The organism is Micromonospora sp. NPDC005553 (genome assembly GCF_042871765.1).
In the GTDB taxonomy this organism is placed as follows: domain Bacteria; phylum Actinomycetota; class Actinomycetes; order Mycobacteriales; family Micromonosporaceae; genus Micromonospora.
The window spans coordinates 214,077-229,773 of the sequence record NZ_JBIAJD010000007.1; the positions used below are offsets into that span (position 1 = coordinate 214,077).

General features: G+C 72.1%; 11 protein-coding genes and 1 pseudogene. All 12 read right to left on the minus strand.

The features are described from left to right. Positions 1-101: 101 nt before the first annotated feature. The 12 genes and pseudogenes from ACFYPG_RS27720 to rsmH all read right to left on the minus strand — a co-directional run bounded on the left by ACFYPG_RS27720 (position 102) and on the right by rsmH (position 15,575). A complete protein-coding gene (locus ACFYPG_RS27720; protein ID WP_387354339.1) occupies positions 102-845 on the minus strand; it encodes a YggS family pyridoxal phosphate-dependent enzyme in 744 nt (247 codons plus the stop codon). Positions 846-854: 9 nt separating this feature from the next. After that, a complete protein-coding gene (gene ftsZ, locus ACFYPG_RS27725) occupies positions 855-1,970 on the minus strand; it encodes a cell division protein FtsZ (RefSeq protein ID WP_091407710.1) in 1,116 nt (371 codons plus the stop codon). Positions 1,971-2,214: 244 nt separating this feature from the next. After that, positions 2,215-3,033 carry an FtsQ-type POTRA domain-containing protein gene (locus ACFYPG_RS27730; protein WP_355007671.1) on the minus strand — a complete coding sequence of 273 codons (819 nt, stop codon included), beginning with the start codon at positions 3,031-3,033 and terminating at the stop codon, positions 2,215-2,217. Further along, the gene (murC, locus tag ACFYPG_RS27735; RefSeq protein ID WP_355007672.1) at positions 3,030-4,595 is read right to left on the minus strand and encodes a UDP-N-acetylmuramate--L-alanine ligase; all 1,566 of its coding nucleotides are present in this window, start codon (positions 4,593-4,595) and stop codon (positions 3,030-3,032) included. The genes ACFYPG_RS27730 and murC overlap by 4 nt, the downstream gene beginning before the upstream one ends. Beyond that, positions 4,592-5,698: an undecaprenyldiphospho-muramoylpentapeptide beta-N-acetylglucosaminyltransferase gene (gene murG / locus ACFYPG_RS27740; RefSeq protein WP_355007673.1), complete on the minus strand. Its 1,107-nt coding sequence runs from the start codon at positions 5,696-5,698 to the stop codon at positions 4,592-4,594. The genes murC and murG overlap by 4 nt, the downstream gene beginning before the upstream one ends. Continuing rightward, complete coding sequence (locus tag ACFYPG_RS27745) at positions 5,698-7,320, minus strand: FtsW/RodA/SpoVE family cell cycle protein (RefSeq protein WP_387354340.1); 1,623 nt, start codon at positions 7,318-7,320, stop codon at positions 5,698-5,700. Before ACFYPG_RS27745 ends, murG begins: the two co-directional genes overlap by 1 nt. A gap of 199 nt (positions 7,321-7,519) precedes the next feature. After that, positions 7,520-8,644, minus strand: coding sequence for a phospho-N-acetylmuramoyl-pentapeptide-transferase (gene mraY / locus ACFYPG_RS27750; RefSeq protein ID WP_124815347.1), 1,125 nt, complete (start codon positions 8,642-8,644; stop codon positions 7,520-7,522). After that, complete coding sequence (murF, locus tag ACFYPG_RS27755; protein ID WP_387354341.1) at positions 8,641-10,047, minus strand: UDP-N-acetylmuramoyl-tripeptide--D-alanyl-D-alanine ligase; 1,407 nt, start codon at positions 10,045-10,047, stop codon at positions 8,641-8,643. The genes mraY and murF overlap by 4 nt, the downstream gene beginning before the upstream one ends. After that, positions 10,044-11,606, minus strand: a complete 1,563-nt coding sequence (locus tag ACFYPG_RS27760) for a UDP-N-acetylmuramoyl-L-alanyl-D-glutamate--2,6-diaminopimelate ligase (protein ID WP_387354342.1) — start codon at positions 11,604-11,606, stop codon at positions 10,044-10,046. Before ACFYPG_RS27760 ends, murF begins: the two co-directional genes overlap by 4 nt. Before the next feature lie 52 nt (positions 11,607-11,658). Then, on the minus strand, positions 11,659-13,866 hold the full coding sequence (locus tag ACFYPG_RS27765) for a peptidoglycan D,D-transpeptidase FtsI family protein (RefSeq protein ID WP_387354343.1): 2,208 nt from the start codon (positions 13,864-13,866) through the stop codon (positions 11,659-11,661). A 3-nt stretch (positions 13,867-13,869) separates the two neighbouring features. Beyond that, positions 13,870-14,475, minus strand: coding sequence for a hypothetical protein (locus tag ACFYPG_RS27770; RefSeq protein ID WP_355007677.1), 606 nt, complete (start codon positions 14,473-14,475; stop codon positions 13,870-13,872). Continuing rightward, a pseudogene (gene rsmH, locus ACFYPG_RS27775) lies at positions 14,465-15,575 on the minus strand (16S rRNA (cytosine(1402)-N(4))-methyltransferase RsmH). Before rsmH ends, ACFYPG_RS27770 begins: the two are co-directional and overlap by 11 nt. Between the last annotated feature and the right edge of the window lie 122 nt (positions 15,576-15,697).

The following is a 15,697-nucleotide window of genomic DNA, read 5'->3' on the forward strand; positions in this document are numbered from 1 at the left end:
ATCCCCCCGGCGCGCGATTCGCGTCGCGCGCCACGACCCCCGACCGGGAGACGCCCGCCCCTGAAACAACACTGATGTAATTTGCTTGTCTCGCGGTCAGGCTACCGCAGCGTGGGACGCATTCCGAGCAACGCGCTACCGACGCGGACATGTGTCGCGCCGTAACGGATCGCTATTTCGAAATCCCCGCTCATACCGGCGGACAGCGCGGTGGCTCCCGGGTGGACAGACCGAAACGCGTCGGCGACCTCCGCGAGCCGGGCGAACGCCCGCTCCGGCTCCCATCCCAGCGGAGCGACAGCCATGAGGCCGACCAGACGCAACCCCGGCGCGTCGGCGACCGCCTCGGCCACCGGCTCCAGACCGGCGGCCGGATCCGCCGAGCCGGGCAGGGCGCCGCCCCGGGCCGCGTCGCCGTCGATGCTCACCTGGATCAGAGCGTCGAGCGGCTCCTGCCGGTCCGCTGTCGCGGTTGCCAACGCCCGGGCCAGCCGGACACTGTCGACGGAGTGCACCACGTCGGCGTAGCGGACCACCGAACGGGCCTTGTTGCGCTGCAACTGGCCGATGAAGTGCCAGCGGGGACGCACCCCGGCGGCAGCCACCTCGGCGGCCTTGCCGGCTGCCTCCTGGTCGCGGTTCTCCCCCATGTCGGTCACCCCGAGCCCGGCCAGCGCCAACACGTCACTGGCCGGGTAGGTCTTCGTCACCGCGATCATGGTCACCTCGGCCCGGTCCCGGCCGGCCTGCGCGCAGGCGTCATCGACCCGGGACCGAACCTGGGCCAGACCGGCCGCGAGTTCGGCGTGCCGATCTGGCCCTACCGTGGCTGAACTGTCGGTCATCGGCGGTGCTCAGGACCCGTTCTTGAGGAAGTCGGGAACGTCCACGTCGTCGAAGAGCACGCGACGCGGCGACTGGGCCGGAGCCGGGTTGGTGGCCGGCGCAGGCGCCGGGGTGCTCTGCGGTGCCGGCTGGTTGGTGTTGGTCTTGCGGGTCGGCTCGGCCGCCTTGTACGCGGGCGTGCCGCCGTCGAAGCCCGCCGCGATGACAGTCACCCGCACCTCGTCACCGAGCGCGTCGTCGATGACGGCGCCGAAGATGATGTTGGCGTCCGGGTGAGCCGCGTCGGTGACCAGCTGGGCGGCGTCATTGATCTCGAACAGGCCCAGGTCGGAGCCGCCGGCGATGGAGAGCAGCACGCCCCGCGCGCCGTCCATGCTCTGCTCCAGCAGCGGGCTGGAGATGGCCGCCTCGGCCGCCTCGACCGCGCGGTTCTCGCCGCGGGCGCTGCCGATGCCCATCAACGCGCTGCCGGCGCCGCTCATCACGCTCTTGACGTCGGCGAAGTCCAGGTTGATCAGACCCGGGGTGGTGATCAGGTCGGTGATGCCCTGCACACCCGAGAGCAGCACCTGGTCGGCCGTACGGAACGCGTCCATCATGCTGATGTTGCGATCGCCCAGGGCCAGCAGCCGGTCGTTCGGGATGACGATCAGCGTGTCGCACTGGTTGCGGAGCTCGTCTATCCCCGTCTCGGCCTGCACCTGGCGGCGCTTGCCCTCGAAGGAGAACGGCCGGGTCACCACGCCGATGGTCAGCGCGCCGAGCTTGCGGGCGATGTTGGCCACCACGGGCGCGCCGCCGGTGCCGGTGCCGCCGCCCTCGCCGCAGGTCACGAAGACCATGTCGGCGCCCTTGAGCACCTCTTCGATCTCGTCGCGGTGGTCCTCGGCGGCGTTCTTCCCGACGTCCGGGTTGGCCCCGGCCCCCAGGCCGCGGGTCAGCTCCCGACCGACGTCGAGCTTGACGTCGGCGTCGCTCATCAGCAGCGCCTGCGCATCGGTGTTGATCGCGATGAACTCGACGCCCTTGAGCCCAACCTCGATCATCCGGTTGACGGCGTTGACGCCGCCACCCCCGATGCCGACGACCTTGATGACCGCCAGGTAGTTGTGCGGAGGTGTCATCTCCGGTCCTTTCCTTCGAGATTGGCTTCGGCCGACCGGTTACGGCGTGGCCAGACCAGCGGCCGACGACAGCTGTCTCCAACGAGGATCAGGGGTGAACCCTAACCCTCTACTAGAGGCTTACAGTTATGTCAACCACTGAAGCTCTTCGGGGCAACGTAAGCGCCACCGCGCCATGAGCCAAGGACCCGGGCGGCGTGTCGCCGCGCGGAGCGCCACGGGTCACGCCGCGCACGCTCCCTGGTCAACGAAAGGTCACCACATCCGGCGCGCTCACGTCGATCCGGTCGGCGTCCTCGTCGAGCAGCGCGGTGGCCACCCGAGCCTTGTCCGTACCCCGGGTCGCGTCGCCCCAGACCACCGTCCGGTCGCCGCGCAACCGCAGGCTGATCCGGGCCAGCCCCGCAACGTTCACGTCCACCAGCTCCGCGCGCAGCTGCGGCGTCAGCGCGACGAGCACCTCCAGCGCGGCCCGGGTGCCCGGGTCGTCGGCGGCCGGGCGGGCCACAGTCACCTGAGGCAGGTCGCCCGGGCGTCGCTCCACCGTCCGGAACGCCACCCCGCTCCGGTCGATCAGGGCGAACACCTCGCCCTGCGGCACCACCGCCACCGCTGTCCGCTCGGTCACCCGCACCACCAGCGCGCCGGGCCAGTCCCGGGAGACCGCGGCCCGCTCCACCGCCGGCAGCGCACCGACCCGACGGGCGACGGCGTCCAGGTCCACCCGGGCCAGCGGCACGCCGTCCGGCACCCCTGCCGCGTCGTGCACCTGCACCGGGGTGACCAGGTCGGCACCCTCCACGCGCACCTCCCGCACACCGAACAGCCCGGTGCCGAGCACCGTCCAGGCGACCAGCCCGGCCAGGGCGAGCACGCCGGCGGCCACCGCCCACGGCAGCGCCGCACGCATGCGGCGCTGCCGGGCACGGGCCATGAACCGGCGGGTCGAGGGCGGCACCGCGTCGCGGCCCGCCCGGACCAACTGCCACCGCCGGGCCGGACCGCGGCGCGGAGCGCCACCGTCGGCGGCGCTGGTCCGCCCTCGGGCCGGGCCGGGACTCATCCGGCCGTGGGCGCCGAGCCGCCGGGCACGGCAGTGCCACCGAGAGCCGCGCCGTCGCCGCCGGACGTCGCCCCACCCGGCACCGGATCACCGATCGCCGGGGTGGTGGCCACCGGGTCGACGGTCGCTGTCGGTGCCGAGCCGGCCGCACGCTCACCCAGGGCGGCCAGCAGTTCGTCGCCCATCAGCGAGATCGGCGGGGCGCCCATGGTGACCACCACGTCCCCGGCGCGGGCGCGACGGGCCACCTCGATCGGGGCCTGCTCCCACGACTCCACGAAGACCTTGCGGTCGGCGGGCAGATCCACCGCCGCGATCAGTGCCGCCGAGCCCTCGCCGGGCTGACGCAACTCACCCGGCCCGAAGACCTCCAGGAGCACCACCTCGTCGGCGATGGCCAGCGCCTCGGCGATCTCCGCCTGGTTGTCGCGGGTGCGGTACAGCCGGTACGGCTGGAAGACGACGATCAGCCGGCCGTCCCCGGCGACCTCGCGCAACGTCTGGTTCGCCAACGTCATCGAGGTCGGGTGGTAGGCGTACTCGTCGTAGACCAGCACGCCGTCCGCGACACCCTTGCGCTCGAAGCGCCGCCGCACCCCGGGAAAGACCGCCAGCGCGGCCTCCGCCGCCTCCAGCGGCAGTTCCAGCAGGTACGCGGCCAGCACCGCGGCGGCGCTGTTCAGCCCCATGTGCCGGCCCGGCACCGGCAGCCGGAACTCGCCCAGCGACCGCCCGTCGATCGCGGCCAGGTAGCGCACTCCACGCGCGGAGGAGACCATCTCGGTCAACCGCAGGTCGGCGTCGGCGGCCTCGCCGTAGGTGAACACCTGTCGTCCCTCGGACCGCAGGCTCTCGGCCAACCGCCGACCGCCCGGGTCGTCGACGCAGGTGATGATGAACCCGTCCGGGTCGGTGAGGCGGGCGAACTCCACGAACGCCGCCTCCAGCGTCGCGTAGTCGCCGTAGGTGTTCAGGTGGTCCGCCTCGACGTTCGTGATGATCGAGACGTACGGGCGGTAGATGAGGAACGAGCGGTCGCTCTCGTCCGCCTCGACCACGAAGTGCTCGCCGGTGCCGTGGTGGGCGCCCGAACCGACCTCGGAGATCTCCCCGCCGATCACGAAGGACGGGTCCACACCGGCCTGCTGGAGCACCATCGTCACCATCGAGGTGGTGGTGGTCTTGCCGTGCGTGCCGGCGACAGCCACCGCGCGACGGCCGGTCATCGCCGCGGCGAGCGCCTCCGAGCGGTGCAGCACCCGCAGGCCGCGCCGACGCGCCTCGACCAGCTCCAGGTGGTCCTGGGGGATGGCCGACGAGTAGACGACCGTGTCCACGCCGTCGAGGTTGCTCACCTCGTGACTGAGGTGGATGGTGCCGCCGAGCGCCCGCAGGCCGGCCAGCGAGGGCCACTCCCGCAGGTCGCTGCCGGAGACCCGGATACCGCGGGTGAGCAGCAGCCGGGCCACGCCGAGCATGCCCACCCCACCCACTCCGATCAGGTGGACGGCGCCCAGGTCCTCGGCGGTAAGCGTGCCGGCCGGGGTGAACTGCGCGGTCATCGGGCCACCGCCGCCAGCACGAAGGAACGCAGCGCCTCGTCGCCGTCGCGCCGGCCGTAGGACCCGGCCGCGGCACCCATGTTGTACAGCCGCTGTGGATCACGGATGAGGGGGATGACGGTCCGCTCCAGCCAGTCCGGGGTGAGCTCCGCGTCGTCGACCAGCAGCCCACCGCCGGCCTCCACCACGGGCAGCGCGTTGCGCCGCTGCTCCTGGTTGCTGTGCGGGTACGGCACGTAGATCGTGGGCAGCCCGATCGCGGCCACCTCGGCGACGGTCATCGCCCCGCCCCGGGCCAGCATCAGGTCGGCGGCGGCGTAGCCCAGCTCCATCTCGGACAGGTACGGCAGCGTCACGTACGGCACCGGCAGGTCGGTGGGGATCGGCACCGGCTCATTGCGGGCGCCCATCACGTGCAGCACCTGCACGCCGTTGCGGGCCAACTCCTTGGCCGCCCCGGAGACCGCCAGGTTGATGGAGCGGGCGCCGGACGAGCCGCCGGACACGAAGAGCACCGGCAGGTCCGGACGGAGCCCGAAGTGGGCGCGGGCGGCGTTACGCAGCGCGTACCGGTCCAGACCGGCGATGGCGCGGCGCAGCGGCACACCGACGACTGTGGCGTCCCGCAGCGACTCGGCCTGGCTCGGCTGGTTGGGGAAGCCGACGGCCACGTTCTTGGTGAACTTCATGCCCAGCTTGTTGGCCACGCCCGGCGGCACGTTCACCTCGTGGATCACCATGGGCAGCTCGCGGCGCCACGCGGCCAGGTAGGCCGGCACCGAGACGTACCCGCCGAAGCCGACGACAACGTCGGCGCGCACCTCGTCGATCACCTTGCCCGCGGCGCGCGCCGCGGTCCACATCCGACCCGGGGTGCGGACCAGGTTCATGTTGACCGACCGGGGCAGCTGGTACGCCGGAATCTGCCGCAGGTCGTAGCCCTGCGGCGGGATCAGATCGTTCTCCATGCCCCGTGGTGTGCCGAGGCAGGTGATCCGGACGCCCGGGTCGTGTCGGCGCAGGCAGTCGGCGAAGGCGAGCAGCGGGTAGACGTGCCCCCCGGTGCCACCTCCCGCGAGCACCACCGAACGCAGCGGACCCATCAGCGTCTCCTCTCGCTCGCCGTACCACCGCGGCTTCGGTCCTGTCGGACCCCGCGCGGCGCGGCCTGATCGTCATGGCGCCGCTCGCGGGACCGGGGTACGGACCCTCGGCCAGCGGGCGGCGTCGCCGGTCGGCGACGCCGGCCGGGAAGCGGCGGCAACGGGGCCCAGAGTAGTCGGACCCACCGGGCCGGCGGACGGGCATGCAGTGCTCTGGCCGCATCGGGTTCGGCGCGGGCGAAGGACGCCAGCATGCCGATGCCGGCCAACGTCACCACCAGGGCACTTCCACCGTCGGAGATGAACGGCAACGGCAGACCGGTGATCGGCAGCAGCCCCACCACCCCACCGATGTTGATCACAGCCTGGCTGACCAGCCAGGTGGTCACGGCGGTGGCGGCGAGCCGGCGGAACGGGTCGTCGACCCGCCGGGCGATCCGGAAACCGGTGTACGCGAGGACCGCGAAGAGGGTGAGCACCACGACGCACCCGATCACGCCCAGCTCCTCGGCGATGATCGCGAAGATGAAGTCGTTGTGCGCCTCGGGGAGCCAGTCCCACTTCAGGCTGCCCTTGCCCAGCCCGACACCGAACCAGCCACCGTGCTCGATGGCCAGCCGCCCCTGGTAGAACTGGAGGCAGTCGTTGAGTTTGCAGGTCTCCGGGTCCGGTGGATTGAAGAACATGTCCAGTCGGGCGAGGCGGTAGTTGTCAGCGCCGCGCTCGCCGGAGCCGGCGCCCAGTGAGGCCACCGCCACGAGCAGGCCGATCCCGACCAGCCCGGCCGCGGCCAGGGCCCCGAAGACCCGCATCCGCACCCCGGCGGCCCAGAGCAGGCCCACGACCAGGGCCAGCAGGCAGAGCATCGTGCCCGTGTCGTTGTAGCCGACCAGGACGAAGAGCAGGCCGACCACCGGGAAGAGCGGGGTGGCCAGTTCGCGCCACCACCCGAGCGCGGCGCCCTTGCGGGCGACGAGGTGCGCACCCCAGAGCACCATCGCGAACTTGGCCAACTCGGAGGGCTGTAGCTGGATCCCGCCGACGAACAGCCAGTTCAGCCGGGCCTCGACCGGCCCGAAGCTGGCCGACTCCTGCTTGGTCAGGCGGGCGATCGCGACCAGCAGGTTGAGCACCACCAGGAGGGCGACCGAGGCGAACAGCAGCGGCCGCCCCAGCGAGCGGTAGGTGCTGGCCGGCAGGCGCTGGCAGACCCAGAACGCGCCGATGCCGATCACCGCGAAGATGGCCTGCTTGGTCACCGAGGCCGAGGCGTTGCCGTCCTCGGCGTAGTCCTTCACGCTGGTCGCCGAGAAGACCATGGTCAGCCCGATCAGCAGCAGCAGGCCGGCGCAGGACAGCAGCAGGTAGTAGGAGGTCAGCGGCCGGTCCAGCAGGCCGCGCAGCGCGGCGAGCCCGCCGGCCGCGTCGAAGCCGCGCGGCGGTGTCGGCGCTACGGCCTCCGGCCCGCGTCCCGCCGCCCCGGGCTCCCGTGCCCCGGGTTCGCGGGCTGCCGCGCCGCGCTCCGAACCGCGCGCCCCGGCAGCCACCGGTGTACGCGCCGCGCTCGGCGACCGTCGCGGTCGTCCGACAGTCTCATCCTCGGTGCCGATTTCCTCCCCCACCCCGACATCATCACCGCTGAACACGCCCCACCGCCCCACAACGCCTCACCGGGCGTGTCGAACCCGCCCCGACGCCGCCTTCCTGAGTCGATCTTGCACTTTGTGCACCGGCAAAACGCCCATAAGAGGACGTTCCGCCAGCCGAAAGTGCAAGATCGACGGGATGAGGGGGTGGGGCGCGGGGCGCCGGTCCTGCGGGTCAGGTCATGTTGGCGAGGAACTCGCTGTAGAACAGGCCCAGGGCGATGGCCACACCGATGCCGGCGATGATCCAGAAGCGCACCACGATGTTGACCTCGCTCCAGCCGGCCAACTCGAAGTGGTGCTGGAGCGGGGACATTCGGAACACCCGTTTACCGGTGGTCTTGAAGGAGATGATCTGGATCACCACGGACATCGTGATGATCACGAAGAGCCCGCCGATGATCGGCAGCAGCAGGATGGTGCGGGTGGACATCGCCATGCCGGCGATCAGACCGCCCAGCCCCAGCGCCCCGGTGTCGCCCATGAAGATCCGCGCCGGGGAGGTGTTCCACCAGAGGAAGCCCACACAGGCTCCCGCCGCCGCCCCGGCGATCAACGCGATCTCCAACGGGTCGCGGACCTCGTAGCAGTACGGCTGGGTGTAGTTCGGGTCGGCGCACCAGTGCCGGTACTGCCAGAACGCGATCAGCGCGTACGCGGCGAGCACCATCACCGACGCGCCGGTGGCCAGGCCGTCCAGGCCGTCGGTGAGGTTGACGCCGTTCGTCGCGGCCATCACCACGAAGATGAAGATGATCACCGCGCCGACCTTGCTGACCTCCAGGAAGTCGATGTCCCGGATGAAGCTCAGCGTGGTGCTGCCCACCGTCTCGGTGTTTGTCGCCAGGCCCGAACCGTTTGTCATCGTGCTCGGGAACCACAGCGCGATCACCCCGAAGACCGCACCGACCAGGATCTGCCCGAGCAACTTCCCGCGCTTGTTCAGCCCGGCGCTGTTGCGCTTGCGCACCTTGAGGAAGTCGTCGAGGAAACCCACAGCGCCGGAGAAGACCATCAGCCCCAGCAGCACCAGCGCGGTGATGGTTGGCTCCACCTGGGCGATCTGCTGGTCCGGCAGGCTGGTCAGGGCGAGGTGCCCGGCCACGTACGCGATCACAGTGGCCAGGATGAAGACCACGCCACCCATCGTGGGCGTGCCCTTCTTGCCCTGGTGCATCGCGGGGCCGTCCGACCGGATCGGCTGACCGGCCTTGAGCCGGGTGAACAACTTGATCGCGATCGGGGTGCCGAACAGCGAGACGAGGAAGGCCACCCCGACGGCGACGATGACCGCCCTCATCGGGTCGGCTCCCCACCGGCGTCGGCGCGCAGTGCGTCGGCCACCTCCCAGGTCCGGTACCGGGAGCCCTTGACCAGGACGACGTCACCCGGTCGTAGCTCGCTGCGCAGCACCTCGACGGCCGCCGCCTGATCGGTGAGCAGCACCGACTCTCCTCCCCAGTTTGCTACCGCTGTCGCGCCTTCGTGGATCGGCGCGGCCGGCTCACCCACCACGAGCAGCCGGTCGACACCCAGCTCGGCCGCGAGTTGGCCGACCTCGGCGTGGCCGTCGTACTCGAACGGGCCCAGCTCGGCCATGTAACCAAGCACCGCGACGGTACGCCGCCCCTGGCCCATGCTCGCCAGCGCCCGCACCGCCACCGCCATCGAGGCCGGGTTCGCGTTGTACGAGTCGTCGATCACGGTCACCCCGTCGGGGCGGTCGAAGACGTCCATCCGTCGGGTCGAGACCAGCCCCAGCTCGCCGAGGGCCGTGGCCAGCTCGGCCAGCGGCATGCCCAGCTCCCGGGCGACCGCCGCCGCCGCGAGGGTGTTCCAGACCTGGTGGCGGCCGGCCAGTCGGAGCCGCACCGGCGCGCGCCCCTCCGGGGTGACAAGGGTGTACGACGGGTGACCCCGCTCGTCGAGCGTGACGTCCTCGGCACGCACGTCGGCGTCGGGCGCCTCGCCGTAGCGGACCACCCGGGCCTGAGTGCGGCCCGCCATCGCGTCCACCAGTGGGTCGTCGGCGTTCAGCACGGCCAGCCCGTCCGGCGGCAGCGCCTCGACCAGCTCGCCCTTGGCCACGGCGATGGCGTCCTGCGAGCCGAACTCGCCGATGTGCGACGTGCCGACGTTGAGCACCACGGAGATCCGGGGCGGCACCAGCTCGCACAGGTAACGGACGTGCCCGATCCCGCGCGCGCCCTTCTCCATCACCAGATAACGGGTGTCCGGGTCGGCCCGCAGGGCGGTGTACGGGTGCCCCAGCTCGTTGTTGAACGAGCCGGGTGGCGCCACAGTGGCCCCGAGCCGGGAGGTGAGCTGCCCGATCAGGTCCTTCGTGGTGGTCTTGCCGGACGAGCCGGTCACGCCGATCACGGTCAGCCCGGTCAGCCCGGTCAGCCGGTCCACCGCCGCGCGGGCCAGTCGGCCCATCGCGGCCAGGGCGTCGTCGACAAGCACCATCGGCACCCCGGGCACCTCTCGGCTGCCGAGGACCGCCACCGCGCCGGCCTGGATCGCGGTCGCCGCGTAGTCGTGTCCGTCGACCTTCTCCCCCGGGAAGGCCACGAAGAGCGAGCCGGGCCCCACCTTGCGCGAGTCGAACTCCACCGAACCGGTCACTGTGGCGGCCGGGTCGGCGGCCACCAGCCGCCCGTCGACCGCCGCGGCCACCTCGGCCAGGCTCAGCGTGATCACCGCTGACCCGCCAGGTCCCCGAAGCGGGCCCGCAGCGCCTCGGCCAACTCGATGCTGTCGTCGAACGGAAGCACCTGACCCGCCACCTCCTGGCCGCGCTCGTGGCCCTTGCCGAGCAGCGCGATCACGTCGCCGGGCTCCGCCAGCCGTACCGCCTCGTCGATCGCGGCGCGGCGGCCCGCCACCTCGATGATCCGGGCGGCCGTGCCGGCCCGGTACGCCCCGGCCAGCACCTCGGCGCGAATCTCCCCCGGATCCTCGGTGCGCGGGTTGTCGTCGGTCACCAGCACCACGTCGGCTCCCTCCGCCGCGGCGGCGCCCATCACCGGCCGCTTGCCCCGGTCCCGGTCCCCACCGGCGCCGATCACACAGATCAGTCGGCCGGCGCTCAACTCACGCAGTGCGGCAAGCGCGGCCACTATCGCGTCCGACTTGTGGGCGTAGTCGACCACCCCGCGCACCGGCGCGGCGACGTCGACCAGCTCCAGCCGGCCCGGGACGCCCCCGCAGGCAGCCACACCGGTCGCAGCGGTCACCGGGTCCACCCCGGCGCCGACGAGTGCGGCAATGGCCAGCAGCGCGTTGGCCACGTTGTGCCGGCCGGGCAGCGCGACACCGGCGGACACCGCCACGCCGTCCGGGCCGTGCGCGGTGAACCGCTGCGCGTACCCCTCGCCGCCCACACCGTCGGCCCACCAGGTAGCGCCCTGGTCACCGGCCGCCGAGTAGGTGACGGTGGTCGGCTTGAGCAGCGGTTTCAACGCCGGGTCGTCGTGGTTGAGCACCTCGACCGCGCAGCGCCCGTCGAAGAGCTGGGCCTTCGCGGCGAAGTAGTCGTCGCTGTCGGCGTGGAAGTCCAGGTGGTCGGAGCCGAAGTTTGTGTAGCCACCGACGGCGAACCGGACCCCGCCCACCCGGCCCATGGCCAGCGCGTGGCTGGAGACCTCCATGACCACGGCGGTGACCCCACGCTCGCGGGCGGTGGCCAGCATGGCGTGCAGGTCGGTCGCCTCGGGGGTGGTGCGCACACTGTCGATCACCAGATCACCGAGGCGGGTCTCCACAGTCCCGACCAGCCCGGTGGTGTGCCCGGCGGCCCGCAGCCCCGACTCGATCAGGTACGCGGTGGACGTCTTGCCCGCGGTGCCGGTCACCCCGATCACTGTGAGGTCGGCGGTCGGGTCGCCGTACACGGCCGAGGCCAGCTCGCCGAGCACGGCGCGCGGGTCGGGCACCACCAGGGCGGGCAGGCCGGTTCCCGCCGCCAACTCCGCACCGGCCGGGTCGGTCAGCAGCGCCACGGCACCCGCCTCGACGGCACCGGCGGCGAACTCCGCCCCGTGCCGACGGGCACCGGGCAGCGCCGCGTACAGGTCGCCGGGGCGAACCTCCTGGCTGGCGTGGGTGACCCCGGAGACGACCACCGCGGCGGCGTCCGCCGGAAGGTCGACGGCGAGCCGGACGGCGAGATCACCGAGCCGGACTCCGGTCACGGTACGTGGACGTGGATTGCCGGGCACGGCGTCAGACCCTACCCGGTCGTCCGGTTCCGGCCGCACAGCCGCCCCGGTGGTTCGTCGGCACTCACCGATGATGTCCCGCCACCGCTGCTCAGCGCGGATAGACCACGAACTTGGGCGCGGATCCGCCGGTCGAGGGTGGCACGCGGTAGTGACGCAGAGTGAACTGCATCATGTCGCGGAACGCTGGATTGGCGATCGCCGCACCCCCGCCGTTGGGCGCGTACACGAAGACCGCGATCACGTAGCGGGGGTTCTCGGCGGGGGCCATGCCGATGAAGGAGGACACCTTGTCGGGCTCTATCTTGCCGTTGACCAGCCGCGATCCGGTGCCGGTCTTGCCGGCGACCCGGTAGCCGGGGACGGCCGCGGTGACTCCGGTGGCGCCGTCGACGGTGGTGACCGCCTCCAGCATGGTGCGCAGGGCCGCCGCGTTCTGCGGGCTGAGCACCGACCGGGTGACCGGGGCCGGCGCGGGGGTGCGCTTGCCGTCCGGGCCGATCACCTCCTTGACCAGGTGCGGCTGCACGTACGTGCCGTTGTTGGCGATCGCGGCGTACGCGGCGGCCATCTGCAACGGCGTGGCGTCGACGCTGTGCCCGATGGGCACCGACCCACGCGACGATCCGCTCCACTCGTCGGCCGGCAGCAGTCGGCCGCTGGCCTCCCCGGGCATCCCCTCGCCGGTGGGCTTGCCCAGCCCGAACCGCTTCTGGTAGTCGATCAGCCGGTCCCGGCCGAGCTTCTCGGCGATCGTGATGGTGCCGACGTTCGACGAGTAGGCGAGCATCCCCGGCACGCTCATCCGCCTGCCGTTGGCCGGATGGGTGTCGGAGAACCAGGTGTCGCCCATCTTGATGTTGTTGGCGATCGGCAACGTGGTGTCCGGCGTGATCACGCCCTCCTGCAACGCCGCGCCGTAGGTGATGGCCTTGTGCACCGAGCCGGGGTCGACCACGAAGCTGGTCGCGGCGTCCTCCCGGGCCACCGGGTCGCTGGGCGTCGGCTTCGCCGCGTTGTACGTCGGGTTGCTGGCCTGGGCCAGCACCGCGCCGGAGGGAATCTCCATGACCACTGCCGCGCCGGTGCCGCCCGGCGCCTTGGCCATGCCCGCGCTGAGGATCTGCTGGGTTCGGAACTGAAGGTCGCGGTTGAGGGTGAGAGCGAGCGAGCTGCCCGGCTTGGCCTGAGTGGTCCGGCTGTAGCCACCGGGAATCGGCGCGGCGAGGTCGCCGAGGCCGGCCTCGTACACCCGTTTGCCGTCCTGACCGGCGAGCACGTCGTCGTAGCGGGCCTCCAGCCCCTCCAACCCGACCATGTCCTGACTGGTGAAGCCGATCAGGTTGGCCGCCAGGTCACCACCGGGCACCTCACGGCGCTCGTCGCGGTGCACCCCGATGCCGGACAGTTCCAGCGCCTGCACCCGCTTGGCGGTGGAGATCTCCACTCCCCGCGCCAGGTACACGAATCGGGACGGCTTGCCGTCCTCCAGCTTGCGGGGCTTCATCTGCTCGACGAGCTTCGACACCGCGATGCCGAGCAGCGGGGAGAGCGCCTTGGCGACGGCGGCCGAATCCTCCACCTCGGTCGGGTCGGCGTACACGTACCGTGCCTCGACACTGCGGGCCAGCGGCGCGCCGGTGCTGTCGTAGATCGCGCCCCGCGGCGCCGGCAGCTCGACGGTGCGGAGCCGGTCGCTGATGCCGCCCCCGGCGTACGCCGGAGCGTCGACCGTCTGGAGGAAGATCAGCCGGATCCCGATGGTGGCGAAGAGCGTCAGGGCGAGCACTGTGCCCAGCCGCAGCCGCAGCCGCGAGTCGGCCAGCTTCGGCGGGCGTCGTGGTTTGCGCGCGGGCCGCCGGGCCGCCGGTCGGTCGGTGCGCCGCGGCGCGCGTGGTGTGGTCCGGCGACGCGGCGGCGGCTCGTCGCCACCCGGGCCACGGGGGGTACGCGGCACGACGGTGCGCACCACCCCGCCGCGTCCGGCGGCCGGAGCGTCGCGCCGGCCGGCCCGGGCGGCGGCCCGACCGCCGTCGAGCACCTGCAACGCAGGCCGGAACGGGTCACCGGACCGGGTGCTGCGGGGCGTACGCCGCTGCTCGGCGCCCTGACCGCGTGCCGGCGTGCCGCGCTCCTCGCGGACGGTCCGGCCCCTCGGGGTGTACGCCCGGGCGCCGGAGATGCCCCCGATGCCCGGCTCGCCGGTGCGTGGCTCGCCGTCGGCGGCCCTGGCGTCACGTGCAGAACCGCGCCGGGACCCCGTAGGGTCCCGGCGCGGCTCGTCCGACCTTGGTGACACCGGTCAGCCTCCCGCACCCTGGCTCGTCACCGACGGCTGGCCGTTCGCCGGCTGCGGCACACCGATCGTCTTGCCGTCCGGCAGCCGGATGTAGCCCGGCTCCCCGGCGTCGACCAGGCCCAGCCGCTTCGCCTCGGCGGTCAGGTTGCCCGGCGCCTCGGCGTCGGCGATCTGCTTGTCCAGTTGCTGCTTCTCCAGGTCCAGTCGAGCCTGCTGCTGCTGCAACCGCTCCAGCCGGAACGCGTTCTCATTGATCTTGGTGTTGACCGCCAGGATGCCCAGCACCCCGCCGACCACCAGCACCACGATCAGCGCCGCGAACGGCGCACGCGGCACCGAGATCGGCGGCGGCGGCGCCACCCGCAGCCGCGGCGGCCGGGCACTGGTGGCGCTGGCGGCCTTCTCGACCGGTCGCAGTGCTGCGGTGCCCTGAGTCGGGAACTCGCGCGCCCCCCGGGCGCGAGTCTCCCCCTGCCGATTCGTTCGATCGATGCGTGACGTACCGTTACCGAGGCGCGGAGCCCGCTCCGCCGCGGTCCGGCCCCCCGACCGCGGTGCGCGCTGCCCGCCGCCGGTGACGTCCCGGCGGTCGCGCTTGTCAATGCTCATGTCCCTCCCCCTCAACGTCCGTCCCTCTAGCCGTCCCGGTGCCCCTGACCCCCCACGGATCAGGCGGACCCCGTGCCCGGTTGGTGCATTCCCTTCACCCGTCGGCGAGACCGTTCGCGGTCGGTCCGCCCCTGCTCTGTCGCGTTCGGATCGAGTCGCTCCGCGGCCCGCAGCCGCACCGAGGCGGCCCGCGGGTTCACGGCGACCTCCGCCTCCCCCGGCAGTTCGGCGCCCCGGCTGAGCAGCCGGAACGTCGGACCGGACCCGGGGAGCTCGACCGGGAGGTCAATCGGGCCCTTACTGCGGACCCGGTCCGTGAGGGCCGCCTTGGTGAGCCTGTCCTCCAGCGAGTGGTAGGACAGGACCACCATGCGACCGCCCACGGTCAGTGCGTCGAGTGCAGATGGCAACGCTGTCTCCAGCGCTGCCAACTCTCTGTTTACCTCGATCCGTAAAGCCTGAAACGTTCTCTTTGCCGGGTGCCCACCCGTTCGTCGGGCTGGTGCCGGAATGGAATCCCGAACCAGCTCCGCCAGCAGCGCGGACGAGGTGATCCGGGCCCGCTCCCGCTGCCGGATGATCGCCGAGGCGATCCGGCCGGCGAACTTCTCCTCGCCGTAGACCCGCAGCACCCGGGCCAGGTCCGGATGCGCGTACGTGTTGACCACCTCTTCGGCGGTAACCCCCCGGGTCTGGTCCATCCGCATGTCCAACGGCGCGTCCTGGGCGTAGGCGAACCCTCGGTCGGGCGCGTCCAACTGCAACGACGAGACACCCAGGTCGAACAGGATCCCGTCGATGGCCGGATAGCCCAGCCGGTCCAGTACGTCCGGCAACTCGTCGTAGACGGCGTGCTCCAGGTGCACCCGGTCGGCGAACCGGGCCAGCCGGACCCGCGCGTGAGCGAGCGCCTCGGTGTCCCGGTCGAGCCCGATCAGGACCGTCTCCGGATGCGCCTCGAGCACCGCCTCCGCATGCCCGGCCAGACCGAGCGTCGCGTCGACGTGGACCGTCCGGCCGCCTCGACCCAGCGCGGGGGCCAGCAGCTCGAGACACCGCTCGAGCAGCACCGGCACGTGCGTGCCGCGCAACTCCCCCATGATGACCCCCACTGGTTGAAACGTCCGTTCTTCTCGTGCGCCTGTCGTCGGACGGCGCTGCCGTCGTACCGCCAGATCCCCATCCGCTCCCGCCTGACACCGGACCGTCGCCCAATGACTGG

Coding starts and splice junctions, on each gene's coding strand:
- murG (WP_355007673.1), bottom strand. CDS start 5,698: ATGGGTCCGCTGCGTTCGGTGGTGCTCGCGGGAGGTGGCACCGGGGGG.
- murC (WP_355007672.1), bottom strand. CDS start 4,595: ATGACCGCGCAGTTCACCCCGGCCGGCACGCTTACCGCCGAGGACCTG.
- ACFYPG_RS27730 (WP_355007671.1), bottom strand. CDS start 3,033: ATGAGTCCCGGCCCGGCCCGAGGGCGGACCAGCGCCGCCGACGGTGGC.
- ftsZ (WP_091407710.1), bottom strand. CDS start 1,970: ATGACACCTCCGCACAACTACCTGGCGGTCATCAAGGTCGTCGGCATC.
- ACFYPG_RS27770 (WP_355007677.1), bottom strand. CDS start 14,475: ATGAGCATTGACAAGCGCGACCGCCGGGACGTCACCGGCGGCGGGCAG.
- ACFYPG_RS27720 (WP_387354339.1), bottom strand. CDS start 845: ATGACCGACAGTTCAGCCACGGTAGGGCCAGATCGGCACGCCGAACTC.
- mraY (WP_124815347.1), bottom strand. CDS start 8,644: ATGAGGGCGGTCATCGTCGCCGTCGGGGTGGCCTTCCTCGTCTCGCTG.